Consider the following 25,550-nt stretch of genomic DNA (forward strand, 5'->3'; position numbering starts at 1 on the left):
GTCACTCCGGGGACCCCAGCTGCCGCTTGACGAGTGCCTCCAAGACGGCCTCAAGGAGTTTTGCTTGTCGGGCGCGCGGCTCCTCCGACGCCTGTCGATCGGCGATCAATCCGCGCCCGACGCTCTCCAGATCATCGAGGATCTCATCCACGCGACCGCAAAACTCGCGCTGCTCGATAGCCTCGCCCGTGTCGTCCACGCCCTCCCCGAGCGGCCTCCCGCTCGGGTACCGATCGCTCGCGAGACGATCGACGAGCTCGCGTAGACGTGCCAGCCCGAGGTCGAGTGCATCCAAGCCCGAGACCATTTGCGCATGAGTGATGTCCAACACATTGCGACAGCGCGCAATCTCGGCGATCTGTTCCACGAGTGAAGGCGGCGACGGGACGAGCGCCGAATCAGCCACTGGACCATCCGAAGGTTCTATCGCAGGGTCGAGGAGCGCTGAGCGCGTCGGGTCCAACTCCTCGCCGAGGGTCTGCGCCGAGAGCTCGAGCGCGGCTTCCCCAGCCGAGCGCACCTCGACCACCCCGGTATCGGAAGACTCATCCACATCGGGCAACACCCATTCGCCCGATACCTCCGGTGCAAGCTCAAAGGTATCGAGCAAATCCTCGATGGGAATCTGCGGGGCGTCGCCCGACCCCGTCAAGCCATCCAAAGGGACCAATGCCGACAAACCGCCGCCCTCGAGGCCCGCGCCTCTCACCGTCTCGGCGATCTGCCCGGCTCGCGCGACCAGCGCCCTGACGACGGCAGCGCGATCCTCGTTCCCTCCGTGCACCAACGCGGGAAGCTGATCCAGGACCTCGGCAATGAAGCTCGTCGCCGCAGGATCGCGCGTCGGCTGCGCGGTGACCCGGCCCAAGAGCTCCTCGACCGACTCGGCGACCTGTGCAACCCTCCGAGCACCGACGAGCAGTCCGCTTCCCTTGATGACGGAGAAATGACGCTTCAATCCGGTCCCTGCGGAGGCATCTCGCGGGTCGAGCGACCATCGCGCCAGGCGTTCCCGAGCGGCGGCGATCTCATCGTCGATCTCCTCGAGAAAGATGTCCATGAGCTCCGGGGCGATCCTATCCTCCACCGGAGGCTCGTCGAGCGGCAACGCCGGCCCTTCCGAGGGTAGCCCCTTCGGCGCTCCTGTCGGCATGATCGGCGCAGCAATCTGCGCGCGTTCGAGCGCCAGGAGCGCTTGCTCGGCGCACCCCGCCGGCGCCGGCACCGCGCGTCCCGAGGCCATGCCGGCGGCGATCTCTCGCCCCAGGCAGGCTAGCGCCTCGGCCAACTGCGCACGGCCGTCACCGACCGAGGGCGCAGCAGGGACGATGTCGTACCGACGCACCCAGTCACCGCAGGCTTCCGCAAGAACGGCAGCTTCGGCCAGCTCGAGCAAACGCAGGACGCCGGCAATGCGGGCGAGCATCGCCGCGACCTCGGCCGAGCGCCGCGCGATCTCCGCGGCACCGCGATCACCGAACAGCGCCTCGCTGACGTCCCGAAGCGCATGATCGAGCTCACCCAAAGCGGCGAGTGTGAGATCCGCCGGATCCATCCCGGGACCGGGCGCAGGAACTTCGGCGAAGACACCTTTATCCACCCAAGCATCCAGGATCGACTCCAAGGTCAGCAGGTCGGCGGTTAAGGACTCCAGGCGCGTCGACTGCTCGGACGCGTCGGCCGACACGAGCGACCCCACCTGGTCGGCGATCGCGGCCAGACGCGGCGAGAGCCGACAAGCCTCTGTCGGATCCAGCACACCGACGACCTCATGGAGTGCTGCGTAAGCGGCATCGAGCGCCGCCGGATCGACGAAAGCGCCGCGGTCGATGACCTCGAGCAGTTCCTCGAAGGCAACGCATTCGGCGAGCCTCCCGGCCGTGCGATGGACCTCATCGTCCCAGGCAGGCACGGCTCGATCGCGACGCGGATCCTGCGCCGCCTGGATCGCCTCGGACGGGCGGTACACGGCGGCCACATCGACCGCCCGGCGGTCTAACCGCTCCAAGCTCCCCAGCTCACCCAAGAGCCGATCGATCAGCGCTCGAGCCTCGCCCTCCGGCCACACGGGCGGCTGCTGCGATAGTGGCTTCAAGACCCGATCGAGCTGCCCCATCAAAGATCGCGTGCCCGCAGCGCAACCCAGTCGCCCGTCACGCAGCGCCGCCGCGAAGATCTCGGCCAAACCGAAGAGATCGGCCAGAACGCCGCTGCCCAAGCCCGCATTCAGCTTTCGAAACAGCACCTCAAGGCGCATCAGTCCTCGCGGATCCGTCGCGTCTCGATACCAATCGACCAGGCCGCGATGAAATTTCGGACGTACCCGCCGCATCACCTCGGCGAGCGTCTGCAGGTCCGTCGTCGCGTGCGGTGTCTCGGCGTCGAGCTCGACGGAGGGGCGGGGGTCAGCCATCCGAGAGTGCTCCGGCGACGGCATTCAACAGCTCGTCCGCGGTAAATGGCTTTGAAAGGCAAGACCGCGCCCCGACCAGGTGGGCCCGAACGCGTGCGTAAAGGCCCCCGTAATCCGAGAGAATGACCACCGGGAGTCCGGAAAACCCGGGGGCTCGCCTTACGAGAGCACAGACCTGGAAACCGTCCAGCCGCGGCATCCGACTATCGAGGAGCAGAAGATCGGGCTTCACCTCGAACAACATGCCGAGCGCGTCGAAGCCGTCGAGCGCAACCTCGACGCGGTAGCCATGATCGCGCAGCAGCTTGGAGGCAAAGCGGCGCGCCACCGGGCTGTCGTCCGCCAGGAGAATGCCGGCTTCCCCTCGCGCGACAGGCCCGGCGCGCGACGCATCGGGCAGCAGATCCGACGGACGCGAATCGGACGGAACCGCAACCCTCGTCACCATCCCTGACAAGCCCCCGGCCACTGAAGTACACTCGCAAGCATGCCTATCGATCTCGGCGTCGTGATGGATCCGATCGGATCCATCAACATCAAAAAGGACAGTACCTTCGCCATGCTGTTGGCCGCGCAGAGGCGCGGCTGGCGCTTGTGGTATATGGAGGTCGCGGATCTGTCGTTGCGCGACGGACGCACCCTGGCGCGGATGCGCACGCTCGATGTCACGGACGACCCTGCGGGTTGGTATCGCCTGGGAACAGAGATCGAGCGCCCGCTCGATACGCTGGGGGCGGTGTTGATGCGTAAGGATCCGCCGTTCGATATCGAATATATTTTCACGACCTATCTCCTCGAGCAGGCCCACGCGGCCGGCTGTTTGGTCGTCAATCACCCGCGCAGTCTGCGCGACGCCAATGAAAAGGTCTTCACTGCAGTCTTCCCTCAGTGTACACCGCCCACTTTGATCACACGCCGCTCGGGGGCGATTCGGGGCTTCCATCGAGAGCACGGCGATATCATCCTCAAGCCGCTCGACGGCATGGGCGGCGCCTCTGTATTTCGCGTGCGCGCGGACGACCCGAACCTGAGCGTCATCATCGAGGCCCTCACAATGCATGGCCGGCGTTTCTGCATGGCCCAGCGCTTCATCCCCGAGATCCGTGACGGCGATAAGCGGATCTTGATGGTGGACGGCGAGCCCGTGCCTTATTGTCTTGCGCGCATCCCGGCGCCGGGCGAGACTCGCGGCAACCTCGCTGCGGGAGCATCCGCCGAGGCCCGACCCTTGACCGAGCGGGATCGCTGGATCGCCGCACAAGTCGGCCCGGAGTTGCGCTCCCGCGAGATCCTATTCGCCGGTCTAGACGTGATCGGGGACCATCTGACCGAGGTCAACGTGACCAGCCCGACCTGTATCCGCGAGATCGACGCCGCCTACGGCACCGACATCGCGGGTGATCTGATGGACGCGATTCAGGCCCGAGTCATGCGTCGCACCTAAGACCTTGCCTACCGGTCGTCGACCCGCTCGACCTCGCGAGCGTCCGCGCCCGGCAACCCAATCCCGGAGGTGTCCGTGCTGTATTCATCCTCCCGCCCCGACCGGCTTCGGCGCTCACCCCCATGGTGCGCAATCGCCGCCGCACTCTTCGGACTCGCCGCCTGCGGACAAGAGACCCCGGTCACCACCATTCGTTTCGACGCCTTCGGAGGTCAGGTCGACCTGAGCCTGGTCAGCGTGGACCGACAACAGGCAAAAGAGGCAGCGTCCCTTGTCCAAGAGGACTTCGCCTTCCTGCAGGACGCATGGCACTCCTGGCAACCCGGCCCGATGGGGCGCGTCAATCAGCTGCTGCTGACCGAGGAGCCCTTCGTGGCACCTCCATCGACCATGCCGTTGGTGCGTTTGAGTAAGCAGTTCGAGTTAGAAAGCGGCGGCCTCTTCAATCCCGCCATCGGCTATTTGATGGATCTCTGGGGGTTCCACGCCGGCGCGGTCCGCAGCCGCCCGCCGCCGCCCGAACAGCAAATCAAGCGATTGGTCGCGGCAACACCCAGCATGAGCCAGATCGATATCGATGGGCTCGAGCTGCACGGCCACAATCGGTCCATCAAGCTCGATTTCGACAGCATCGCCAAGAGCCACGCGCTGGATCTCGCCATCGATCACCTTCGCGAGCTCGGTATCAGAAGCGCACTGATCAAGGCGGGCGGCGAGGTCCGCGTCATCGGCGACCGCAGCGGCCAGCCCTGGCGCATCACGATTAGTCGACCCAGCGGTTCCGGAGTGCTCGCGATCGTGCCGATGCGCGGCGACGAGAGCCTCGTCACCAAAGCGGACTACGACCGGAACTTCGTGTTCAAGGGCGAAATCTACCATGCGATCATCGATCCGCGAACCGGATCGCCGGCGCGTGGCGCCCGCTCGGTGACCGTCCTGCATCGGGACGCGACCACCGCGGCTGCGGCGGCTACGGCGATGTTCGTGGCAGGGCCGACCGATTGGGAGGCGGTGGCACAGGCGATGGGAATCCGCTATGTCCTTCTCGTCGACGCCGAAGGGACCCTACACATGAACCAAGCGATGGCCGATCGGATCGAACTGGTCGACATCGGTGCTTCGGTGGCGCCAAGGGTGGAGTCGACCGAGGGGCTGGGGGCTACCGGACCTTGAGTCTTCGACCGCCGAGTCGATCCAGGGTATAGCCGTCGCGCTCGCGGCAGACGGTCGGATCGGCTGCCGCGACACAACGCGCGAAGGCACACACTGGACGCTCCCCCATCGGCATGATCCGAGCTCATACCACCCGATTTCGATCCACATCCATGCCCACCCGCTCGCCCGATCCGCAATTTCCGCGCGTGCTTGTCGCGACGCCCTGTCACGACTCCTCAAGCTCGACCTTGCTAATTGCCCTACTGGTCGCCACAGTGCTGCATGTCGGTGCGATCACCCTGGTCTCCTTCGCGCCACCCAGGCCCGAGGCGAGCAGCGTCGCGGAATCTGCGCTGGAGATCCTGATCCTGCGCGACGCCGGTCGGGACGCGGCAGCCACGGCCCCGGACGCAGCCCTCTCTCGGCTAAACCGTTCGGGCGCATCCCCCGGCGGCAATGCGGTCTACGACGACCCGATTGCGATCGTCTCGGAAGACATCGAGGCGACGGAGCCGCCGACGCCCATCCCCGGGAGGCTGATGGAGTCGGTCGAAGAGACCCCGGTCAGTGCAGCGCCCGAGTCCGAGACCGACGCATCGGCCGATCGCGACGCTCCCGTGGCGGAGCCGACCCCGAGCAAGCTCGATGCGGCCGCAGTCGATCCGCCTCGCGAGCCGGCCGGTGCCGAAACCGCAAGCCAGGACGCGACGGAGACTGCCGAGCCGCCTCGGCGGGATCTCGCGACACTTGAGCGACTGGAGCCGCCGCCCGAACCCGCGCCCGTGGCCACACCCGAGCCACTCCCCCCTCCCGACCCGATGGCCGCGCGGGAAACACCAGTCGATGCGGCTCAGATCCTTGCCAGCCGCGGCGCGGAAATCGATCGACTGACGTCCAACCTCCAGGCCAAGACCGCCGCCTACGCGAGCCGGGTCAGGCGCAAGTCGGTGAGTGCAAGTACGCGGGAGTTTCGCTACGCCAGCTATCTCGGCGCCTGGGCGCGCAAAGTGGAGCGCATCGGCAACCTCAACTATCCTCAAGCGGCCAGGGATCAACGCATGTTCGGCAGCCTGATCCTGCACGTCGCGGTGCGCTCGGACGGCAGCGTGGAGCAGATTCGGGTCGTGCGCTCGTCGGGTTACGACCTGCTCGACGAGGCGGCGGTGCGGATCGTGGAGCTGGCGGCGCCCTACGCGCCCTTCCCGCCCGACATCGCCGCGGAGACGGACGTGCTCGATATCGTACGAACGTGGCAGTTCTTGCACGGCGGGGGATTGGGCTGGGAACAATAGCGGGTTGGGCGCAAAAGGCTGAGCAGTCCGGAGTGTTCCGGCAACGCGACAAGCCGCTCCGCCGATACGCTCAGATCGCTTAACCTGCGGCGACCGAGGTGCCCCTCGATCAAGGACGCAGCCTTTCGAGCCTCGAAGCACGAAGTGTTGAGCAACCCGAAGGCGTGCATCCGGTCGCGGCAAGTCCATGTCCGGGGTTGCTTGAGATCTCCCCGACCGGGATACTAATGCCATGTCCTTCAGCACCTCGCTCACCAACCACTTCCTGATCGCGATGCCGGGTCTTCAGGATCCGAACTTCTCGCGAACGGTGACCTATGTCTGCGAGCACACCGATCAGGGCGCCATGGGCATCGTGATCAACCGCCCGCTCGATGTCAGGCTCGGCGAGCTGTTGGACCAGCTCGAGATCGTCGCGTTGCGCCCGAGCGTCGAGCAGATCCCGGTCTATCAGGGAGGACCGGTCCAGACCGACCGGGGTTTTGTACTGCACACCTCGGGGCCGACCTTCGACTCGACCCTGAGCATCACATCGGATATCAGCGTCACCACCTCGCGTGACGTGCTCGAGGCCATCGCCTCCGGGGAAGGTCCGGAGCAGACCCTGGTCGCATTGGGATATGCCGGCTGGGGCAGCGGTCAGTTGGAGCAGGAGATGAGCGCGAATGCCTGGCTAAGCGGTCCGGCCAGTCACGAGATCATCTTTCGAATGGACCCGGGCGCACGCTGGCTCGCCGCGGCGCAACTGCTCGGGGTCGACCTCAACCTGCTCAGCGGCGAGGCCGGACACGCTTAAGCGGTGTCTTGACGGGCACTCAACGGATCGATCTCGTTCAAGAAACGCATGACAACGTTAATGGGTTTCGACTTCGGCCCGCGCAAGATCGGCATCGCGGTCGGTCAGACCATCACCCGCTCGGCCACACCCTTAGTCACGCTCCGCAGCCGCAACGACAAGCCGGACTGGGCCGGTATCGCCGCCTTGGTGCGCGAATGGCAACCCGAGGCATTCGTCTTGGGGCTGCCCTTCACCATGGACGACAAGGAGGTTGACTGGTCTGCGCAGATCCATCGGTTCGGGCGGCAGCTCGAAGGACGTTTCCGACTCGCGGTTCACCTGATCGACGAGCGTCTGACCTCGATCGAAGCGCAACGGCAGCTCGCGGAAACCCCAGGCGGACGCTCTGCCGAGCGGGACGCTGTCGATGCGGTTGCGGCGGCCCTGATTCTGGAAACCTGGCTGTGCGAGCACGGCGCGGCGTAAAGTGGCGAGTGGACGGAAGTGGTCCGTGGTCACTGGTCAGGGATGAGCGGGGTGAGTCATGAGGGGCATGCCTCCCCGCCCACTGACCACGAACAACGAATAACTCCTTACCACCCGCCACGCATCCCTGCGCCCCCTACGCCCCCAGGACGACACCTTGACTAACCCGACATCAAAGCACCCCACTCCGAGCATGCGTCCGTGATCAATTCCGAGACTTGGAAAGACAGCGCCGAAATCGACGGCATCATCGGCCGGATGGCCGAGGAGCTGCGGTCTCTCATCGCCAAGCGCGCAATCGAAGCACCGCTGATGATCGGCATTCATACCGGCGGCGTCTGGGTTGCGGATCGGCTACACGAAGTCTTGGAGCTGACCGAGCCGCTCGGTCATCTGGACATCTCCTTCTACCGCGACGACTTCACCCGCATCGGGATGCATCCGCAGGTGCGTCCATCGTATCTGCCGGTCGGGATCGACGACCGACACCTGATCCTGGTGGACGATGTCCTGCAGAGCGGTCGCACCATCCGCGCAGCCCTGAACGTGCTATTCGACTACGGACGACCGGCCTCGGTCATCCTGGTCACCTTGTCCGAGCGTGACGGGCGCGAGCTGCCGATCGAGCCGAACGTCGTCGGTCTGCATGCCCAGCTCGAGCCGGGAGAGCAGATCAAGCTCAGCGGACCACACCCGCTCGTTCTGCTGCGCGGGCAGAGCGCAAAGAAATCCTCGGCCAAGGCCGACAAGGCGTCGGTCGACTCACCTGATAAGAGCGGCAAGGGCGAGACCCGTCGATGAAGACAGGCCACCAGCAGCTCGACAGCCAGGGTAATCTCAAACACTTTCTGACGATCGAAGGGCTGAGCCGAGGGCTTTTGGTCGAAATCCTGGACCGCGCCGAAGGCTTTCTCGGGGTGACGCAACAGGCCGTCAAGAAGGTCCCGCTGTGTCGCGGCAAGGTCATCGCCAACCTCTTCTTCGAGACCAGCACCCGCACCCGCACCACCTTCGAGTTGGCCGCCAAACGACTCTCCGCGGATGTGCTCAACCTCAACATCTCCACCTCGGCGACCGCCAAGGGCGAGACCTTGCTCGATACCTTGCGCAACCTCGAGGCGATGCAGGTCGACATGTTCGTGGTGCGCCACGCCTCGAGCGGTGCGGCTCACTTCATCGCTGCCCATGCAGCGCCACACGTGAGCGTCATCAATGCCGGGGACGGGCGCTATTCGCATCCGACACAGGGCATGCTGGACATGTTCACCATCCGCCGCCATAAGGGGGGGTTCGCGGACCTCCGGGTGGCCATCGTAGGCGATATCCTGCACTCGCGTGTCGCACGCTCACAGATCCTCGCGCTCAACACACTGGGGGCCGCCGAGGTTCGAGTCATCGGCCCGCGCACCCTGATTCCGGCGTTCGCCGAGGAGGCCCTCGGCGTGCGGGTCTTTCACGATCTGCTCGAGGGGATCCGGGATGTCGACGTCGTCATCATGCTGCGCCTGCAACGCGAGCGCATGACCAATGCGCTCCTGCCGAGCGAGCACGAGTACTTCCAGTTGTACGGCCTGACCGAAGAGCGCCTCGGCGTGGCCCATCCCGAGGCCATCGTCATGCATCCCGGACCCATCAATCGCGGGGTCGAGATCGAATCGCAGGTCGCCGACGGACCCCGCTCAGTGATCCTCGAGCAGGTCACCAACGGAATCGCGATCCGCATGGCGGTCATGTCCATGTGCATCGGCACCCAAAACATCGCCATGCAGGCGGACGGCAAGACGGAAGGTGAGCCCAATGGCTGAGGTCGAGCGCATCAGCATTCGGGGCGGGCGCCTGATCGACCCGGCCAACCGGCTCGACCGAGAGGTCGACCTGCATCTTGCCGACGGGCGCGTTCTGGCGGTCGGCGAGGCACCCCCCGGATTTCAACCCGAGCGGGTCCTCGATGCGCGAGGATTGATCGTCTGTCCGGGTTTCGTCGACCTCAGCGCCCGCCTGCGCGAGCCCGGACTTGAGCAGAAGGCGACGATCGCGAGCGAGACTCGGGCGGCGGCAGCATCCGGGATCACGACCCTCTGTTGCCCGCCCGACACCTCGCCCGTGATCGATACCCCGGCCGTTGCGCAGCTGATTCAACAGACCGCTCAGCGACACCGCTTCGCGCGCGTCGTCCCGGCCGGTGCCATGACCCGAGACCTCGACGGCAAACAGATCACCGAGATGGCCGCGCTCAAGCTCGCCGGCTGTCCGGTATTGAGCCAGGCCGATCGGCCGATTCGCAGCGCCCAGGTGCAGCGACGTGCCATGGAATACGCCGCCACCTTCGGACTGACGCTCTTTTTGCATCCGCAAGACCCGGACCTCACCAGCGGCGGGTGCGCGCATGAAGGCCGCGTAAGCGCCCGACTGGGACTGCCCGGCATCCCGGAGGCCGCCGAAACGGTTGCCGTCGCCCGCGATCTCGCATTGGCGGGCCAGACCGGCGCACGCATCCATTTCCGCGGTCTATCGACCGCACGGGCGACCGTGATGCTGGCAGCCGCCCGCGGCCGGGGCGTGCAGGCAAGCGGCGACGTCGCCATCCATCAGCTCTTTCTCACCGAAGACGACCTGGACGGCTTCGACGCCAACTGTCACCTGGTGCCGCCGCTGCGCACCCGAGCGGACCGCGATGCGCTGCGCCATGCGCTCGCGGCCGGCGAGATCGGCGCCATCTGCTCGGATCACCAACCGCACGATGCCGATGCCAAGCTGCTTCCCTTCCCGGAGACCGCGCCGGGAATCTCGGGGCTCGAGACCCTGCTTCCGCTCGCGCTGCGTTTGGTCAGCGAAGGCGTGCTCGATCTGGCCGGTGTCATCGCCCGACTCACCCTCGGTCCCGCCGAGGTCCTGGGTCTCGACCTCGGGCATCTCTCGCCCGGTGCGACGGCGGATGTCTGTCTCTTCGACCCGAATGACTGCTGGATACCGACCCCGGAGACACTCCTCAGTCACGGCGAGAACAGCCCCTTTCTCCACACGCCGATGCACGGGCGCGTCATGGCCACGGTGCTGGATGGACGCATCGTTTTCGAGCGGGCGAACGATTGCTGATCAGGGCAGGGCGCGTTCCTGAGCGCCATCAAGCGCCGACCCGGAGTGCCTCCGGGTTCAAGACCTGCATGGTCTCCTCGCCCATACCCATCACCAACACGCCCCGGCGCGTGGCACGACGCACGACACTCGCGTCCGGATAGAGGCTCGCCAGGATGCCGACAGCACGACGATCGGCATACTCCGGGAAAACACCCGGGATCTCGGCGAGCCGTTCGACAATGCCCTCGACATGTGCATCCGTCAGGCGTGAGTTGGTCTCGTTGACCAAAACCGCCTCGGGACAAACCAGAAGCGCATCGTACTCGCGGGTCTCCCCGCCGAAGCAGCGCACGACGCGCACCCCGAACAGATCCGCCACGGGACAGGAGAAGAGCTCTGCCGCGACCCGCGGAAGATTGGGCGCCACGATGTCCTCGACCAGCGTGCCGAGGCGATTGGCGAGATCGCCCCATTGCTTGTTCATGCTCCGACGCTCACGCTGGCTCTCTTCCTTGAACGCGAGCATCTCGTCCTTGAACTCGCGCATCTCCTCGGACAAACGGGCCACCGACATCTCGGTGCGCATCGCCTGGTAGCTCAGCTCTTTCATGTACTCCCGAAGCGTGTCCACCTCTTGCTTAAGCGCAGCTTGTCCCATGACGATGCCCCTCCGACGAAGTCCGGTTGTCCTCGTAAAAGAATAAACCCAAAAGGAGCGGTGAGTGGGATGAGCCTTGATGGGCAGGCATCGCCGCCAACTTTCCACGCGCTGATGCAGTACGGCAGATGTGTCGGGACCGTTCGTTGTCGTTGTCGACCAGCGATACGACAACGAAAATGATCTCGGACGGTCTCGACATCTCTGCACTGCTCCACCAAGCCCTTCTCGAAACTTCCGTGCCTTCCGGCTAGACTCGTCGCGTCCTCTCGCTTGGAGCCCGTCTTGCCCCCGACCTCGACTCATCCTTTCCCGGATTTTTCCCGCACCCGTATCCTGGTGGCCGGCGACCTGATGCTCGACCGCTATTGGAGCGGTGCGACCCGTCGGATCTCGCCTGAGGCCCCGGTGCCGGTAGTGCACGTCGCGCGGCTGGAAGACCGCCCGGGCGGTGCGGCGAACGTGGCGCTGAACCTCGCCGCGCTGGGTTGCCAGGTCACACTGACGGGCGTGACGGGCAACGACGAAGCCGCCGATGTGCTGGCCGCACGACTCGATGTGCAAGGCATCCACACCCGCCTACACAGACGCGCGGATGTCCCCACCATCACCAAGCTGCGCGTCTTGAGCCAGCATCAACAGCTGATCCGGCTGGATTTCGAGGCGCCCTTGACGCCGCTCGGCGACGACCCGCTTCCGGCGTTGGTCTCCGAGGAGCTCGATGCCTGCGACCTCTTGGTCCTTTCGGACTATGCCAAAGGGACGCTTGCCGACCCGCAACGTCTGATCGCGCGCGCGTTGGCGGACGGTAGACCCGTACTTGTGGATCCCAAGGGACTGGATTTCATACGCTACCGAGGCGCTACACTCCTGACCCCGAATCGGGCCGAGCTGGAAGCGATCGTCGGTGTCTGTGCCGATGATGTCGCGCTGATCGAGCGGGGCCAGCGACTGCGTGCGGAGCTCGACCTGGAGGCCATGCTGGTCACCCTCGGCGAGCGCGGCATGCTGCTGCTGCGCCCGGACAGCGCAGCACTGCACCTGCCGACACGGGCCCGCGAGGTCTTCGACGTGACCGGTGCCGGCGACACCGTGATCGCGACCTTGGCCGCCGCGCTGGGCGCGGGTGTCGCACTCGACGAGGCCTGCGCGCTGGCCAACTGCGCGGCGGGTATCGCGGTCGGCAAGTTGGGCACCGCGACGGTCGCCGCGCGCGAGCTGGAGCGCGCCTATCAGGGCAGCGAATGGCATACGGTGCTGGACCAAGAGGCACTGCTCGACGCGATCGAGGCCGCACGCGCTGCCGGCGAGCGGATCGTGATGACCAACGGCTGCTTCGACATCCTCCACGAGGGCCATGTCGCCTATCTTCAGCAGGCCAAACGGCTCGGCGATCGATTGGTCGTCGCGGTCAACGACGACGCCTCGGTGAGCCGACTGAAGGGTCCCGAGCGACCGATCAACGGGATCGAGCAACGCATGGCCGTGCTCGCCGGTCTCGCCTCGGTCGACTGGGTCTGCGCCTTCTGCGAGGACACGCCCGAGGCACTCATCTGCCGGGTCAAACCGGATCTGCTGGTCAAGGGCGGAGATTACCGACCGGATGAGATCGCCGGGGCGGACTGCGTCCGCGCCAACGGCGGCGAGGTGCGCGTCCTCGACCTGCTGCCCGGGCGCTCCACGACACGGATTCTCGGCGCGATTCGGGCGGCCCCGCCACAGACCTGAGCCCGTGCAGACTCGCCGACCCGTGCCGCCGCACACGGAGACAACCCCTCGCAGATGACCCGACGCATCTATACGCTCCTGCTGCGCCTGCTGCTGCCGCTCGCGCTTCTTCGCCTCTATTGGCGCAGCCTCAAATCCCCCGCCTATCGGCGGCGGGTGTCGGAGCGGCTCGCGCTCGGCCCCGCAGCTCCTGCAACTCAGATCTGGATCCATGCCGTTTCGGTCGGCGAGGTTCAGGCCGCCGAGCCTTTGATCCGGCGCATGATCGATCGCGACCCACCCCTGTCGGTGCTGGTGACGACCACCACACCGACAGGCGCCGAGCGGCTGCGCGAGCGCTTCGGGGACAGCGTGGCCCACCGCTACACCCCTTACGACCTTCCCGGAATCCTCGACCGATTCCTGGAGCGAACAAACCCGGCCCTGCTGATCGTCATGGAGACCGAGATCTGGCCCAACACCCTGGCGGCCTGCGCAACGCGCGGGATCCCGGTGATCCTCGCGAACGGCCGGCTCTCGGAACGATCCGCTCGGGGCTATGGACGGTTCGCGTGCCTTACGCGCGAGGCGCTGCAGGGCTTCGATCTGATCGCGGCCCAAGCGGAACCCGACGCCCGGCGCTTCGTCGCATTGGGGGCCGATCCGGATCGGGTCCAGGTGACCGGGAGCATCAAGTTCGACCTGCGCCAACCGGCGAGCCTGCTCGATCAGGCCGAAGCAATGCGGCGCACCTGGGGAGGGCAGCGTCCGGTGTGGGTCGCGGCCAGTACGCATGAGGGAGAGGACGGACCCATCCTCGCCGCTCATCAGCGTATTCGAACGGTCTTTCCCGAGGCCCTGCTGGTCCTGGTACCGCGCCATCCAGAGCGCTTCGATCGCGTCGCCGAGCTGGTGACACGGCAGGGTCTGACGCTCGCCCGTCGCAGCCGCCAAGAGCCGTGCACGCCGAGTACCGCGGTGTTTCTCGGCGACACCATGGGAGAGCTTCCGGTTTTCCTCGCCGCCGCCGACGCGGCCTTCATGGGCGGCAGCCTGGTGCCGACCGGCGGTCACAACCTCCTGGAGGCGTCAGCGGCGGGCGTTCCAGTCGCCATCGGCCCGCATCACTTCAACTTCGCGGCCATCACACAATTGCTGTGCACCGAGGAAGGGGCGGTCGAGATCGCCGACTCGGAAGCGCTGGCGCGACTCATGATCGCCTGGCTGAGCGACGCCACCGAGCGTGCGCGCATCGGCGAGAACGGCCGTCGCGTCGTCGAGGCGAATCGCGGCGCACTCGATCGACTCATGGCCGTGATCGAAGCCCGCTTAACGTAGACGCGAGGGTCATGCGGATCAACCGAGGGCGAGGGATGTTCCGACCGAGGGCGCGAGCCGTGATCGGCCGCCCCGGCGCATCAATCCGCTGACTTGAACAGCGACAACACCTCTCGGAACTGGGCGTCGGTCGAGTCACCGAGCCACTCGAAGCCGACCGACTCGGTGCAGACGACCTGCGTTCCGGCATGGCGCATGCGTTCCAGCACGTTCTGCTTGAACGCGGTCCTGCGCGAGATGATGGCATCGGCCGGAACAAACACCTGATACCCCCATCGCTGGAGCCCCGAGACGGTCTGGACGATACAAATGTGCGCCTCCATGCCCACGACGATCAACTGACGCCGGTCGGGATGGGCGGAGATGTTGCGCTCGAATCCGGGCGCGGTGCAGCAAGAGAACGCGGTCTTCTCGGTCGGATCCGCGCCCTCCGGCATGTTCCCGCGGATGCTCGCCATGACCGGCCCGAGTCCTTTGGAGTTGTGCTGGGTCGCGATGACCGGGATCCCGAGGAGCTTCGCGGCCGACACCAGCCGATTGATATTCCCGACGACCAAGTCCAGCTCGTCGGCAGGCATTGCATGCGCCAAACGCTCTTGGGCGTCGATGATCAGGAGCTGGGAAAAGGCCCTCTGACAGAGTGGCATCTGCGCTTGATGGGTACTCATAGCATGTCCTCGCGATATTGTTATTGGGTCGCCCGTGGCTGAAATCGCCCATGACGCGGGGGAGTGTGCGTCAGTTTCCCGACGGGAATCAAGGAAAAAGCGGCCTCCGGTTCGAGCCGCGCGTGGACAGATGCCGGCGCGCGCTCAGTAGACCGGCATCTCCGGATCCAGATCATGCGCCCATGCCGCAACGCCTCCGTCCAGATTGACCGTGCGCGTAAAGCCCTGCTGCTCGAGGAAGCGCGCAACCTGGTAACTGCGAATGCCGTGATGGCAGATCACGACGATCTCTCGATTCGGATCCAGCCGTGCCAATGCCCCCGGGATCTGCCCCATCGGAATGGAGACGGAACCCTCGATCCGACAGATCTGGAACTCCCACGGCTCCCGGACATCGAGCAAGACCGGCGGCTCGCCGTCCGCGGCCAACCACTGCGCAATCTCTCGAGGCCCCATTCGACGCATCGCTAACCCCCGTATTCAAACAAGCCCGCACGGCACGCGTTCCGAGGCTCGACTCTACCGGCCCTCGGCACGCAGCAACCAGCCTCCGGGAAACGCGCCATCAATCATTCGATCGCCTTTTCAAATTCTCCTGAACCGCGTCCGCTGAAACGCCCGCCGATTGAGACGACAACGAGCCCACACGCAACCCCCGCATGACACACCAGACGCGGTTCAGCACGGTTCAGAACTCGAACGCATTCGCCTCGGCGGCGTTTTGCAGGGCAAGCGTCGAGGTCTCGAACAGCCCCTCTCGGCGAAAATCGCGTTCGCCGACACGGGTCACGAGCAAGGCCTCCATCACAGGCTCGATCCCGAGGATGCAGAACAGACGCCCGCCCGGGGCCAGTTGCCCCTGAAGCAGCGGCAAGGCAGCCTCGGTGGGCATCGATCCGGTCGCGACGATCACGTCGAACGGCTCACCCTCGACGGGCTCGCTCAGCGCATCACCCGTGCGGACCTCGATCGACTCGAGCTCCAGTCCAGCCAAGCGCACCCGCGCCTCCTCGGCCAGGTCGGCATCGATCTCCACCGCGGTCACCCGCCCGCCCAAGCGGTCGAGACAGGCGCTGACATATCCCGTCCCCGCACCGATCTGCAGCACCCGCTCGCCGGACTTCACGTCCAGTGCCTGAAGCATGCGCCCCACGACCTTCGGCGCCAACATGCAGGAACCCGTGCCGATCGGGATCTCGATATCGGCGTAGGCGAGGCCCTGATAAGCGTCGGGCACGAATGCCTCGCGTCGAATCTCCGCCATCACCGAGAGGACCCGGTCGTCCAGGACATCCCATGGGCGAATCTGTTGTTGAATCATATTGAATCGTGCACGTTCGGCGGTGACTTCCATCGGATTCGAGTCCTCGTCTTCTTGTTCTGGGCGGCCGGGAAGCCTACTGAGTTTGGGCGGATCGAGCAACTGGGCGTACCGGTCAGTGGTGAGTGGTGAGTGACATGGGGGCGGCGACGCGTACTGCGGGTCAAGCGAAAACCCGGCCGGTCATGGTGCGGGGCGCCACAAGGTTACTCGACCACCTGCGCATAGCCCTCGCTGCGCACGCCCTGCAGCAAGGAGTCAACCTCGCTCGTGGAGATGCCGAGCATCTGCAGGGCTTCCGCCCCCAAGCGCAGGCTGCTCTCGATCGCCTCGGGGTAAGCCAGCGTCGCGCCGGCGCGAATGAGACTGCCACAGGCTTCCAGGTCCCGCGCGCGGGCGATCACGGGCACCTTCGGATAGGCGGTGCGGATATGCGAGACCGCCCGCAAAGCGGTCGGTTCGTGATCGATGGTCAGGATCACCAGGGCTGCCTTGTCGATTTGGGCCGCCTCCAAGAGCTCCACATCGCCGATGTCGCCGAAATAGACGGCACGACCGTCCTGCTCGCCGCGCTCGACATGCGCCGGGTTGGTATCGAAGGCGATGAAGGGAATGTCATTGGCCTCGAGGAGGGTCGCGACCGTATGGCCGACCCGCCCGTAACCCGCGATCACAACCCGCTTCGCCTGACCATCCGAAGTGGCCGGATACTCGAAGCTCGGCGAGTCCGCCGTTCGGCGCTCAAGGCGCCGCGCAGAGACATCGCCGATCCGCACCAGCAAGGGCGTCAGCAACATACTGACCGAGATCACGCTCACCGCGATGACGAAGGTCGCATCGTCGATGACACCGAGCACCTTGGCCGAGCCGAAGAGGACAAACCCGAACTCCCCGCTCTGAGCCAGCATGAAGGCGACGCGCGTCGCGGTGCCGCGCGGCAACCCGAAGGCCATGCCGATCAACAAGAGCACGACCAACTTGATGGCCAGGATCACGGCGACGTGCTGGGCGAGCAACACGGGCTGAGCCGCGATCGCCTCCAGGTCGATCGACATCCCGACGGCAACAAAAAAGAGGCTCATCAGCAATCCCTTGAAGGGCTCGATCTGGGCCTGGATCTGGAAGCTGAACCGCGACGTCGAGAGCAGCATCCCCATCATGAAACCGCCGAGCGCCATCGACAGGCCGGCTTCGTGCATCGCCCCGGCCGCCAGAAAGACTGCCAGCAGCACAACGAGCGTAAAGGCCTCGCGGTTGTGCTGCCGCAGCAGGTATCTCAGCGCGATCGGCACCAAGTAGCGCCCGAAACCGACGACCAATCCCACCATGCCGGCGACGACGAGGATCTGCTGCCAGAAGGGGACATCCGATGACAGGGCACCGACATCGGAGAGGATCGGCACGATCGCGAGCAGCGGCACCACCGCCAAATCCTGTCCGCGAGGCATGGAGAGCGGAGCGAAGCCGAGCGGCCCCCGGTAGGCGTCGGCGCGTGCGTGCCGCCGCAGTGGCGAAGCGGCCGTGGTCGCGAAGCCGCGAAGGCGGTATGCAAAGCGCATCCGACACGCCGTCGAGCCGTTCGTCGCAGGGCCGTGCGCAGCCCGACCGCGCCCCTCGGGCGCACGTCGTGGCGCAGCGCGGCCCGGAGCGGGGCGAACCGGGGCCAAAACAGGTCGTCGCCAAGGAGCGAGTCCGTCCGGCGGCAGGAGCCCCCGGACGGATTCACGAGCGACACGCGACTCTCCGGCATCAAGAGGACTGCAAAGGCGGCTGTCCCGTGGCGGGTGGCCAGATCGGCGCGCTCGTGGAGGGTTTGCATGACCAAAGCCGTCGAGGAGAGCGCCAAGGTCAGCCCCATCAAGAGCGACGCCCGCCACGAATAATCGTAGAGCGAGATATAGCCTGCCACCAGAAGACCGGAGATCAGAATCTGTGCCGAGCCCATCCCGAAGACCTCGCGACGGAGCGACCAGAGCCGCCGGGGCTTCATCTCCAGACCGATCAGAAAGAGCAGCATGACCACGCCCAGCTCGGTGAAGTTGCGCACATCCTCGACTTGCGCCGTCACCGACGGGCCGGGCGAGTGCGGCCCGACCACGATCCCCGCCACCAGCAGTCCCAGGATCGAACCCAGCCCCAGATGCTTGAACAAGGCAACCGCGAGCGCCGCCACGGTGAGCAGCGCGATCGCCGAAAGGACAAAGCTGTTGAGCTCCATGCTGCGACTCTACCAAATTCCAAAGGGGTTGGATGCGAAGCCGGACATTCGCCGGACGCGGTATATCCTATAGCGTTCGGTCGGGACATCTCAGGAGAGACAGGACGCCATGCCATCCACCCAACCCAGGCGACCGAGGGTCGCCGTCGCCGGCGCCAGCGGCTTCATCGGCACCGCGGTCTGCCGCGCACTGACGGACGCCTTTTCGGTTCGGGCGCTCACCCGATCGCCCGCCCGCGCACAGACACCCGATCCGGATCGGCGCATCACCTGGCGCCATTGCGATCTCTTCTCCGCGCTCGATCTGGCCGAGGGTCTCGCGGACTGCGATTACGCCGTCTATCTGGTCCATTCGCTCGCACCCTCGTCGCGCCTCACGCAAGCCAATCCGCGCGATATGGATCTCATTTTGGCCGACAACTTCGCGCAGGCCGCGGCGGCCAACAGTGTCAAACAGATTATCGTTGTCGGCGGCCTGATTCCGGATAGCTTCCGGATCTCGCCGCTGTTGTGGAGTCGCCGCGAGGTCGAGCTGGTGCTGGCCTCGCGCGGGACACCGGTCACGGCGCTGCGGGCCGGACTGGTCGTCGGCGCCGGCGGCTCGGCACCGCGACTGCTGGTCGACCTCGTCCGGCGCCTGCCGCTGCTCTTGCTGCCGCCGAGCGCCCGTTCGATGACGCGGCCCGTCGCGCTCGTGGATCTTGTTCGGGCCGTACGCCATTGCCTAGGGCGGCCGGAGACGTATCGGGGCGCATACGACATCGGCGGACCCGAATGCTTGAGCTACGAGGAGATGCTGCGCCGGACGACCGAGGTGCTCGGCCTTCGGAGACGGATCCTGACCCTGCCCTGGATGCCGCTCTGGCTGGCCTCGGCCACCGCGCGGTTCTTCAGCGGCGCCCCATCGGCAGTGGTCGGTCCGGCTCTGGAGAGTCTGCCCCAGGATACGGTGATTCGCGACAACCCGGTGCAGCGTGCGATCGATCGGGATGCAATCCCCTTTCGCGAGGCACTGCGCCTCGCGCTCGACCGAACCGGCCGACACCTGCTGCCGAGCCCGCGACAGCCGATCGAGGATCAGAGTCGCGAGCTGATGCGCCGCGCGCGACTCGTGCGTTCCATCCAGAGGGTGATTCTACCTCCGGGTCAGGATGCGACTTGGGTCGCCGGCAATTATTTCCGCTGGCTCGGCACCTGCTGCTGGCCCATGGTCTGCACCGAGATCGACGAGACGGGGCGATGCAGCGTCTTCACCCGCCTCCCGCGCCTGCACCTGTTGACGCTGCAATGGCTGGCCGAGGAGAGCGGCCCGCAACGTCAAGTCTACGCCATCGTCGGCGGCCTCTTGAGTCGACCGGACGGACCCGGGCGCGCACGCTTCGAATTCCAAACCCTGCTCGGCGACCGCTACACCATGGCCGCCATCCACGACTATGCCCCCGCCCTGCCCTGGTATGTCTACCTCTGGACCCAGGCGGTCGCGCATCTCCTGGTCATGCGGCGTTATCAGCGGCGCCTCGCACGGTTGGCGCGGTGAGCTCCTGCCGCCTGCCTCCGGCCTGTAGGCTCAAAACCGAAGCTGGGGGCTGTGGGCTTGGGGCCGGGGGCTACCCTCGCAGATACGGCGTCAGCATCTCCCCGAGATCCACCCGTGCGCGCAGACGCCGGCACAACATGAAGGCGCCCATGAACTTACGGTGCAGGAACATGGTTTCGGGCGCCGGTACGGTGCTGAAGGCGCCCGAGTAAAACATGTCGCGACCGCGCGCATAGACACGCTCGAAGAGGTCGGAAACGCCGAAGTCGTAATGCCCCGGGCTGCGCAGCGGCTCGCTGGACATGCGCAAAAGATCGATCAGGGCGTTCACCTGCTCGCTCGGGTCGTTCGCACCGACATAACCCAAATCGATCGAGGCCGCCCGCATCGCGCCGCGATCGTCGGCAAGCGCGGCACGGGCCAGACTCCTGTAACGCGCGATCAACTCCGCCGACACGGGAAGCGCCGCGCCGAAATCGAGCAGGACGATGCGTCCGGCGGTCGCGTCGTAGAGATAATTGCCGAAGTTCGGGTCGGACTGAACGAGACCGAACTCGAAGAGCTCGCGCATGGACAGACGCGTCAACGCCGTCGCGGCACGGTCGCGCTCCTCGCAGCTGTAGCGGCTATCGGCCAGCCGGTCGACCGGGACACCCTCGGCGAAATCCATCGCCAACACGCGTGTCGTGGAGAGATCGCGATGCACACGCGGGACCAAGAAGTCGGGATCCGCACCGACCCCCGCCCCATACGCCTCGAGCGAATCCGCCTCCGCGCCGTAGTCCGCTTCCTGATGGAGCTGACGGCGCGCACCTTCCAAGTAGGGCGTCAGGTCCACGCCCGCGGGGGCCATCCCGAGGGTGCGCGCCAAGAAGGCGAGGTTGTCGATGTCGCTGTCGATGCTCTCCCGAACGCCCGGAAACTGGATCTTGAGCGCAAGCCGACGCCCGTCGCGCGTCTCGGCCCGGTGCACCTGCCCGATCGAGGCGGATGCCACGGGAGTGAACTCGAACCGCTTGAACCTCGCGTTCCAGCCCGGTCCGTATTCGCGCTCCAAGACCCCGGCGAGCTGGCTCATCGGCATCGGCTCGGCGCGCTCGCGCAAAGCGCTCATGATCTCTGCAGCCTCGGGCGTGAAGATGTCCGAACCGTCCATCGACATCAATTGCCCCATCTTCATCACAGCACCCCGCATCCGCGCAAGACGGTCTGTGAATCGACGGGTGTGCTCGGGCGAGAGCCGGATCCGCGAGGGCTCGGCGCTGCGACGGGTCCGGGCAAGCTCGATCAGGCCCTTCACGCCGATCCCTGCGGCGAGATCGCCGGTGGCCCGCCCGAGATGCCAAAGACGACTCAGACGTGTGCTGGGGACGGCCGTGCCGGGTCGGGTCGGTATGCTGGACATTGGGTTTCCTCGAAAAAGAATCGGCGGCGTCCGGATCCTGTCCAGACAAGGGGTGGACATGGTATCGAGTCATCCGCAGTACAACGATGAGGAACCGCATTAAACCGCGCCCATCGCGGTATGCGGTGTTTTTGGATGGGATCGGCCCCGGCAGACTTGACAAGCACTGGAGTAAATGCGGTTTAAGATACTAAAAAATCGACTATTTTAAACCCAGCCTCCTCTCTAGAGCCGCGAATACATCAAACGTCGAAGTCACTCGAAATTGAGCATCGCGCTCTCGACGCGGTTTAGCGTAGCCGGCAACCGCTTGGCCGGGAACGTTGCGCATGCCGACCGCCGTAGCTAGCATTTTGCTTGCACCCCTGTTCAGCGAGAGCGCCGACGCAAACACTGGTCCTGCGCAACGTCCCCGACAAGATCTACCGACAGCTGAAGGATTCCGCCGCGATCCACCGCCGCTCCATGACTCAGGAAGCGATTCTTTCTCTTCAAGTTTCTCTTCAAGCCGGATTGGAAGACGACGACGCCTCTCGGGGGCGAGCGTCGCCCGAAGAGACGTTGGAATGGCTGCGACGCGAGGTCTGAACCCTGCCTGTACTCGACAGGCGCGCGGACGAGGAGATCCTCGTATAGAAAGGCGATGATTTCGCGCAGACAGACGCGCAGCCCGCGGTGACCCAGCCCGCGAATCAAATTTGATTCAGCCGCAACCCACGCAGATAATACTCTGTTACTTTGCAAATCCCCCTGGATGGTCCGCCGGACTTCCCGCCGGACGCGCCATTCTTTCGAGGCCCCACGATGGACACCCCCGACACGAGTCTCGGCTTCGGCCAGCTCGGCCTAGCCCCCGCCGTTGCAAAAGCGGTAGAGGACCTCGGTTACGAGACCCCGACGCCTGTTCAGAGCCAATGTATTCCGCACCTGCTCGCCGGTCGCGACCTGCTTGGGCAGGCCCAGACCGGTACCGGCAAGACAGCGGCCTTTGCCCTCCCCCTGCTCAGCCGCGTCGATCCGACGCAGCGCGGACCTCAGGTGCTGGTTCTCACGCCGACCCGCGAGCTCGCGTTGCAGGTCGCCGAAGCCTTCCAGGGCTATGCTCAGCATCTGAAGGGCTTTCTTGTACTGCCGATCTACGGCGGTCAGGGCTACGGCCTGCAGCTGAGCCAGCTCAAGCGCAATCCTCAGGTGATCGTCGGCACGCCCGGCCGTGTGATGGACCATCTCAAGCGCGGCACGCTCGCGCTCGACATGCTCAAGACGCTGGTCCTGGACGAGGCCGACGAGATGCTCAACATGGGCTTCGCGGAGGATATCGACTGGATCTTCGAGCAGACGCCCCCCGGACGCCAGGTCGCACTCTTCTCCGCCACCATGCCCGCGGGTATCCGCCGGGTCGCCCAGACCAGACTGTCGGATCCGGTCGAGATTCGCGTCACGTCAGACTCGGAGACGGTCGACACCATCGATCAGCACCACTGCGTCGTCACGCGTTTTCACAAGCTGGACGTGCTCACTCGCATCCTGGAGCTCGAGCCCTTCGACGGCATGCTCGTCTTCGTGCGCACCAAGCATGCAACCGTGGAGCTCGCCGACAAGCTCAAGGCACACGGTTTCGCCGCCGAGCCGCTGAACGGCGACATGAGCCAGGAGATGCGCGAGCGCACCGTCGAGCGACTCAAGCAGGGCCAACTCGACATCCTGGTCGCCACCGATGTGGCCGCGCGCGGGCTCGATGTCGAGCGGCTCAGCCATGTCGTGAACTACGACATCCCGACCGATCCCTCCGCCTATGTCCACCGAATCGGGCGGACCGGACGGGCCGGTCGTGCCGGGCGCGCCATCCTGCTGGTCGAGCCGCGCGAGCGCGGGCTACTGCGTGCGATCGAGCGCACCATCCGACGCAGCGTTCCGGCGATGGAGCCACCCTCGGCCTCGCAGTTGAGCGAGTCGCGGATCGACCGCTTCACCGCGGAGCTGCGCAAGACCCTCACCGAACAAGACCTGGATTTTTTCTACCGGTTGGTGGCACGGCTCGCCACGGAGCAGGAACTGGAGATGATGGACATCGCCGCGGCGCTGGCCTACCTGACCCAGCGCGAACGCCCGCTGGATGTCCAAGCCGATCTGCCGCGCCCGGCCGCGACTCGGCCCGAGCGTCCGGAGCGCGGCCCACGGAGCGAAGGTCGTGAGGAAAGGCGTCCGCGCGTCCCGCGCGACGGCGAGCGTGGCACGGCGCCTCGGCGCGAAGGGGCCCGCGAAGAGAGTCGCGACCGACCACGTCCTCAGGGACGCGGATCCGAGGGGCTCACCAGCTATCGGATCGAGGTCGGCCACCAACACGGCGCCACCCCGCGCGAGATCGTCGGCGCCATCGCCAACGAGTCGGGGCTGGAAGGCCGTTATATCGGCCGGATCGACATCCGAGACGATCACTCGCTCGTCGATCTGCCGGAGGGCATGCCCCGCGAGATCTTCAACCATCTCAAGCGGGTCTACGTCCGCGGGCAGGCGCTGCGGATCTCGCTGGCGGATGGTTCGGCCGGCGGGACGCGACGCGGCGGCGCAGAAAACACCGGCGGGGCTCGCCCCGAGCAACCGACCTACGAGCGCAAGCCTCGGGAGGTCGGATCTCATCAGGAGCGTCGGCGCAAGCGATCAGACCCCAGCTGAACCGCGTCCGGGGCCTGGCTTAAGGCTTGAGCCCGGTGCGGAGGTTTGAGTATCGACTCGGACCTTGAGTCGACGCGGTTCAGAAAAATGAGGGAAAAGGGAAAAGGCGAAAGCGATTGGATTGTCGGGAAGGGGACAAGGGGGCGGAGGTTCGGGGACATTTGACCCTGATTAAAGGTGCTGCACGTCGGTGCATGCCTGTGATCTTGGGATAGGGTTAGTGGCGTTGTTCTTGCTTGGGCACCCGATGTTCTCTCTCGGTCGCAAAAGGTCCCCAAGATGCTTCAACGACTCGCAGCTGCGCTTACGCGTGGCGATCTGATTCCCTATCTCGGTCCCGGCGCGCTCGCCGGCGTGGTGGACACCGCCACAGGCGAGCCCATCCCGGCCGACAGCGACAGCCTCATCCTCGCCATGAACGGCGGCAAGCCCATGTCTCCACGCCTCATGTGGGAATTTCCCCGCGCGGCCATGGATGTGGAGCTCAAACGCGGCCGCAGTGCCGTGAACCGATTTCTCGACACCACCTACGGCAAGCGCATTTGGACGCGAGCGCCTCTGCACGACTGGCTGCAGGATCTACAGCCGCGCTACGTCATCGATATCAATCGGGATACCCAGCTGCAGGACTCCTACGTCGGGGTTCCGCATACGCTGGTGCGTGGGATCGCCCGCATCGCCGGCACCGATTATCGCTTTCGGCTCGACCACTACGACGGCGCAAACTATCGCCGTGTCGAGCTGGAGGAGGTCGATCAGCGGCTTCCCGTGCTTTTCAAGCCGATGGGCAGCCCGCGCCCGGACGCGACCTATATCGCCTCGGATGCGGATTTCGTCGACTACCTGACCGAGCTCATGGGCGGATTCGGGATCCCCGGGTTTCTCAAGACCTACCGACAGGATCGGCAGTACCTCTTCCTTGGACTGCGTCTGCTGCGCGATACCGAGCGGATGGTGATGTCGGACCTGATCTACGGGGCGGGAACGCCGGCCGGATGGGCCCTGATTCCGGATCCGACGGACAAGGAGCGGCGCTTTTGCGAGAGTAAGGGTGTGGAGGTCGTCGAGGCGGACATTCCGGATCTGATTGCTGCGAGCGGGCTCGGGGATGCGGTGGGGGCCTTGATTCCGGCAACGCATGAGGTGGGTTGCTGAACTGAACCGCGTCTGCCGGACCATGCGGGGTCTTCGGGCTGGATCGACGTGATCTGAATCAACCGAGGTCCGTGGTGACGCGGTTCCGGATGGGAAAACCGGGAATGAAGGACAGCAGAGGAGAGACGGAGAAGGTGTAGCGAGAAACCTGCGGTATCTTTTTTACGTCTTAAACCGCGCCAGCTCGGAACGTCGTCGAAGCTGGCGCGCCCGAACCACAC

General features: G+C 65.5%; 24 protein-coding genes. 14 read left to right on the plus strand and 10 right to left on the minus strand.

Going from position 1 to position 25,550, the window contains the following annotated elements:
• Position 1: 1 nt before the first annotated feature.
• Both LT988_RS10975 and LT988_RS10980 read right to left on the minus strand, forming a co-directional pair.
• Positions 2-2,413, minus strand: a complete 2,412-nt coding sequence (locus tag LT988_RS10975) for an Hpt domain-containing protein (protein WP_232410168.1) — start codon at positions 2,411-2,413, stop codon at positions 2-4.
• A complete protein-coding gene (locus LT988_RS10980; protein WP_232410169.1) occupies positions 2,406-2,861 on the minus strand; it encodes a response regulator in 456 nt (151 codons plus the stop codon). Before LT988_RS10980 ends, LT988_RS10975 begins: the two co-directional genes overlap by 8 nt.
• A gap of 39 nt (positions 2,862-2,900) precedes the next feature.
• Here LT988_RS10980 and gshB point away from each other — a divergent pair, with 39 nt between their 5' ends.
• Both gshB and LT988_RS10990 read left to right on the plus strand, forming a co-directional pair.
• Positions 2,901-3,857, plus strand: coding sequence for a glutathione synthase (gshB, locus tag LT988_RS10985; protein WP_232410170.1), 957 nt, complete (start codon positions 2,901-2,903; stop codon positions 3,855-3,857).
• Positions 3,858-3,932: 75 nt separating this feature from the next.
• Entirely contained in the window at positions 3,933-5,030 is a 1,098-nt protein-coding gene (locus LT988_RS10990; RefSeq protein ID WP_232410171.1) for an FAD:protein FMN transferase, read from the plus strand.
• Here LT988_RS10990 and LT988_RS25250 read toward each other — a convergent pair.
• Positions 5,017-5,139 (minus strand): hypothetical protein, encoded by a 123-nt coding sequence (locus LT988_RS25250; RefSeq protein ID WP_269752122.1) that lies wholly within the window; start codon positions 5,137-5,139, stop codon positions 5,017-5,019. The genes LT988_RS10990 and LT988_RS25250 overlap by 14 nt on opposite strands.
• A 43-nt stretch (positions 5,140-5,182) precedes the next feature.
• Here LT988_RS25250 and LT988_RS10995 point away from each other — a divergent pair, with 43 nt between their 5' ends.
• The 6 genes from LT988_RS10995 (at position 5,183) to LT988_RS11020 (ending at position 10,664) form a co-directional block, all read left to right on the plus strand.
• The gene (locus LT988_RS10995; RefSeq protein ID WP_232410172.1) at positions 5,183-6,304 is read left to right on the plus strand and encodes an energy transducer TonB; all 1,122 of its coding nucleotides are present in this window, start codon (positions 5,183-5,185) and stop codon (positions 6,302-6,304) included.
• Positions 6,305-6,536: 232 nt separating this feature from the next.
• Positions 6,537-7,100 (plus strand): YqgE/AlgH family protein, encoded by a 564-nt coding sequence (locus tag LT988_RS11000; RefSeq protein ID WP_232410173.1) that lies wholly within the window; start codon positions 6,537-6,539, stop codon positions 7,098-7,100.
• 48 nt (positions 7,101-7,148) lie between these two features.
• Positions 7,149-7,568: a Holliday junction resolvase RuvX gene (ruvX, locus tag LT988_RS11005; protein WP_232410174.1), complete on the plus strand. Its 420-nt coding sequence runs from the start codon at positions 7,149-7,151 to the stop codon at positions 7,566-7,568.
• A gap of 201 nt (positions 7,569-7,769) precedes the next feature.
• Positions 7,770-8,369 carry a bifunctional pyr operon transcriptional regulator/uracil phosphoribosyltransferase PyrR gene (gene pyrR / locus LT988_RS11010; protein ID WP_232410175.1) on the plus strand — a complete coding sequence of 200 codons (600 nt, stop codon included), beginning with the start codon at positions 7,770-7,772 and terminating at the stop codon, positions 8,367-8,369.
• Entirely contained in the window at positions 8,366-9,373 is a 1,008-nt protein-coding gene (locus tag LT988_RS11015; RefSeq protein WP_232410176.1) for an aspartate carbamoyltransferase catalytic subunit, read from the plus strand. Before pyrR ends, LT988_RS11015 begins: the two co-directional genes overlap by 4 nt.
• Positions 9,366-10,664 carry a dihydroorotase gene (locus LT988_RS11020; protein ID WP_232410177.1) on the plus strand — a complete coding sequence of 433 codons (1,299 nt, stop codon included), beginning with the start codon at positions 9,366-9,368 and terminating at the stop codon, positions 10,662-10,664. The genes LT988_RS11015 and LT988_RS11020 overlap by 8 nt, the downstream gene beginning before the upstream one ends.
• Positions 10,665-10,692: 28 nt before the next feature.
• On the opposite strand, the gene LT988_RS11025 is transcribed toward LT988_RS11020, so the two are convergent.
• Positions 10,693-11,304: a hypothetical protein gene (locus tag LT988_RS11025; protein WP_232410178.1), complete on the minus strand. Its 612-nt coding sequence runs from the start codon at positions 11,302-11,304 to the stop codon at positions 10,693-10,695.
• 285 nt (positions 11,305-11,589) lie between these two features.
• Here LT988_RS11025 and hldE point away from each other — a divergent pair, with 285 nt between their 5' ends.
• Both hldE and waaA read left to right on the plus strand, forming a co-directional pair.
• Complete coding sequence (gene hldE, locus LT988_RS11030) at positions 11,590-13,032, plus strand: bifunctional D-glycero-beta-D-manno-heptose-7-phosphate kinase/D-glycero-beta-D-manno-heptose 1-phosphate adenylyltransferase HldE (RefSeq protein WP_269752123.1); 1,443 nt, start codon at positions 11,590-11,592, stop codon at positions 13,030-13,032.
• Positions 13,033-13,086: 54 nt separating this feature from the next.
• Positions 13,087-14,349 carry a lipid IV(A) 3-deoxy-D-manno-octulosonic acid transferase gene (gene waaA, locus LT988_RS11035; RefSeq protein WP_232410179.1) on the plus strand — a complete coding sequence of 421 codons (1,263 nt, stop codon included), beginning with the start codon at positions 13,087-13,089 and terminating at the stop codon, positions 14,347-14,349.
• Between the two features lie 80 nt (positions 14,350-14,429).
• On the opposite strand, the gene LT988_RS11040 is transcribed toward waaA, so the two are convergent.
• From LT988_RS11040 to LT988_RS11060, 5 genes are all read right to left on the minus strand, one after another.
• On the minus strand, positions 14,430-15,017 hold the full coding sequence (locus LT988_RS11040; protein ID WP_232410180.1) for an isochorismatase family protein: 588 nt from the start codon (positions 15,015-15,017) through the stop codon (positions 14,430-14,432).
• A gap of 144 nt (positions 15,018-15,161) precedes the next feature.
• Positions 15,162-15,482, minus strand: a complete 321-nt coding sequence (locus tag LT988_RS11045; RefSeq protein WP_232410181.1) for a rhodanese-like domain-containing protein — start codon at positions 15,480-15,482, stop codon at positions 15,162-15,164.
• 223 nt (positions 15,483-15,705) lie between these two features.
• Positions 15,706-16,371, minus strand: coding sequence for a protein-L-isoaspartate O-methyltransferase family protein (locus tag LT988_RS11050; protein WP_232410182.1), 666 nt, complete (start codon positions 16,369-16,371; stop codon positions 15,706-15,708).
• 173 nt (positions 16,372-16,544) lie between these two features.
• Positions 16,545-17,714 (minus strand): cation:proton antiporter domain-containing protein, encoded by a 1,170-nt coding sequence (locus LT988_RS11055; protein WP_232410569.1) that lies wholly within the window; start codon positions 17,712-17,714, stop codon positions 16,545-16,547.
• Entirely contained in the window at positions 17,615-18,556 is a 942-nt protein-coding gene (locus LT988_RS11060; RefSeq protein ID WP_232410183.1) for a cation:proton antiporter domain-containing protein, read from the minus strand. Before LT988_RS11060 ends, LT988_RS11055 begins: the two co-directional genes overlap by 100 nt.
• 109 nt (positions 18,557-18,665) lie before the next feature.
• On the opposite strand from LT988_RS11060, the gene LT988_RS11065 reads away from it, so the two are divergent.
• Complete coding sequence (locus LT988_RS11065; RefSeq protein WP_232410184.1) at positions 18,666-20,093, plus strand: NAD(P)H-binding protein; 1,428 nt, start codon at positions 18,666-18,668, stop codon at positions 20,091-20,093.
• 70 nt (positions 20,094-20,163) lie between these two features.
• On the opposite strand, the gene LT988_RS11070 is transcribed toward LT988_RS11065, so the two are convergent.
• The gene (locus LT988_RS11070) at positions 20,164-21,498 is read right to left on the minus strand and encodes an ABC1 kinase family protein (RefSeq protein WP_232410185.1); all 1,335 of its coding nucleotides are present in this window, start codon (positions 21,496-21,498) and stop codon (positions 20,164-20,166) included.
• A gap of 357 nt (positions 21,499-21,855) precedes the next feature.
• Here LT988_RS11070 and LT988_RS25555 point away from each other — a divergent pair, with 357 nt between their 5' ends.
• From LT988_RS25555 to LT988_RS11080, 3 genes are all read left to right on the plus strand, one after another.
• Positions 21,856-22,086 (plus strand): FitA-like ribbon-helix-helix domain-containing protein, encoded by a 231-nt coding sequence (locus tag LT988_RS25555; RefSeq protein ID WP_408648068.1) that lies wholly within the window; start codon positions 21,856-21,858, stop codon positions 22,084-22,086.
• Between the two features lie 216 nt (positions 22,087-22,302).
• Complete coding sequence (locus tag LT988_RS11075) at positions 22,303-24,174, plus strand: DEAD/DEAH box helicase (RefSeq protein WP_232410186.1); 1,872 nt, start codon at positions 22,303-22,305, stop codon at positions 24,172-24,174.
• Positions 24,175-24,453: 279 nt separating this feature from the next.
• Positions 24,454-25,329, plus strand: a complete 876-nt coding sequence (locus LT988_RS11080; protein ID WP_232410187.1) for an SIR2 family protein — start codon at positions 24,454-24,456, stop codon at positions 25,327-25,329.
• Positions 25,330-25,550 lie beyond the last annotated feature (221 nt).

It is taken from the genome of Thiocapsa bogorovii (assembly GCF_021228795.1).
Taxonomy (GTDB): domain Bacteria; phylum Pseudomonadota; class Gammaproteobacteria; order Chromatiales; family Chromatiaceae; genus Thiocapsa; species Thiocapsa bogorovii.

Excerpts from the sequence above, each read along its gene's own strand:
- LT988_RS10975 (WP_232410168.1), bottom strand. The coding sequence starts at position 2,413 with ATGGCTGACCCCCGCCCCTCCGTCGAGCTCGACGCCGAGACACCGCAC.
- LT988_RS11025 (WP_232410178.1), bottom strand. The coding sequence starts at position 11,304 with ATGGGACAAGCTGCGCTTAAGCAAGAGGTGGACACGCTTCGGGAGTAC.
- LT988_RS11065 (WP_232410184.1), top strand. The coding sequence starts at position 18,666 with ATGCCATCCACCCAACCCAGGCGACCGAGGGTCGCCGTCGCCGGCGCC.
- LT988_RS25250 (WP_269752122.1), bottom strand. The coding sequence starts at position 5,139 with ATGGGGGAGCGTCCAGTGTGTGCCTTCGCGCGTTGTGTCGCGGCAGCC.
- LT988_RS11015 (WP_232410176.1), top strand. The coding sequence starts at position 8,366 with ATGAAGACAGGCCACCAGCAGCTCGACAGCCAGGGTAATCTCAAACAC.
- LT988_RS11080 (WP_232410187.1), top strand. The coding sequence starts at position 24,454 with ATGCTTCAACGACTCGCAGCTGCGCTTACGCGTGGCGATCTGATTCCC.
- LT988_RS11000 (WP_232410173.1), top strand. The coding sequence starts at position 6,537 with ATGTCCTTCAGCACCTCGCTCACCAACCACTTCCTGATCGCGATGCCG.
- LT988_RS10995 (WP_232410172.1), top strand. The coding sequence starts at position 5,183 with ATGCCCACCCGCTCGCCCGATCCGCAATTTCCGCGCGTGCTTGTCGCG.
- LT988_RS11060 (WP_232410183.1), bottom strand. The coding sequence starts at position 18,556 with ATGGAGCTCAACAGCTTTGTCCTTTCGGCGATCGCGCTGCTCACCGTG.
- waaA (WP_232410179.1), top strand. The coding sequence starts at position 13,087 with ATGACCCGACGCATCTATACGCTCCTGCTGCGCCTGCTGCTGCCGCTC.
- LT988_RS11045 (WP_232410181.1), bottom strand. The coding sequence starts at position 15,482 with ATGCGTCGAATGGGGCCTCGAGAGATTGCGCAGTGGTTGGCCGCGGAC.
- LT988_RS10980 (WP_232410169.1), bottom strand. The coding sequence starts at position 2,861 with ATGGTGACGAGGGTTGCGGTTCCGTCCGATTCGCGTCCGTCGGATCTG.
- LT988_RS11040 (WP_232410180.1), bottom strand. The coding sequence starts at position 15,017 with ATGAGTACCCATCAAGCGCAGATGCCACTCTGTCAGAGGGCCTTTTCC.
- gshB (WP_232410170.1), top strand. The coding sequence starts at position 2,901 with ATGCCTATCGATCTCGGCGTCGTGATGGATCCGATCGGATCCATCAAC.
- LT988_RS11075 (WP_232410186.1), top strand. The coding sequence starts at position 22,303 with ATGGACACCCCCGACACGAGTCTCGGCTTCGGCCAGCTCGGCCTAGCC.
- ruvX (WP_232410174.1), top strand. The coding sequence starts at position 7,149 with ATGACAACGTTAATGGGTTTCGACTTCGGCCCGCGCAAGATCGGCATC.
- LT988_RS11020 (WP_232410177.1), top strand. The coding sequence starts at position 9,366 with ATGGCTGAGGTCGAGCGCATCAGCATTCGGGGCGGGCGCCTGATCGAC.
- LT988_RS11070 (WP_232410185.1), bottom strand. The coding sequence starts at position 21,498 with ATGTCCAGCATACCGACCCGACCCGGCACGGCCGTCCCCAGCACACGT.
- LT988_RS11050 (WP_232410182.1), bottom strand. The coding sequence starts at position 16,371 with ATGGAAGTCACCGCCGAACGTGCACGATTCAATATGATTCAACAACAG.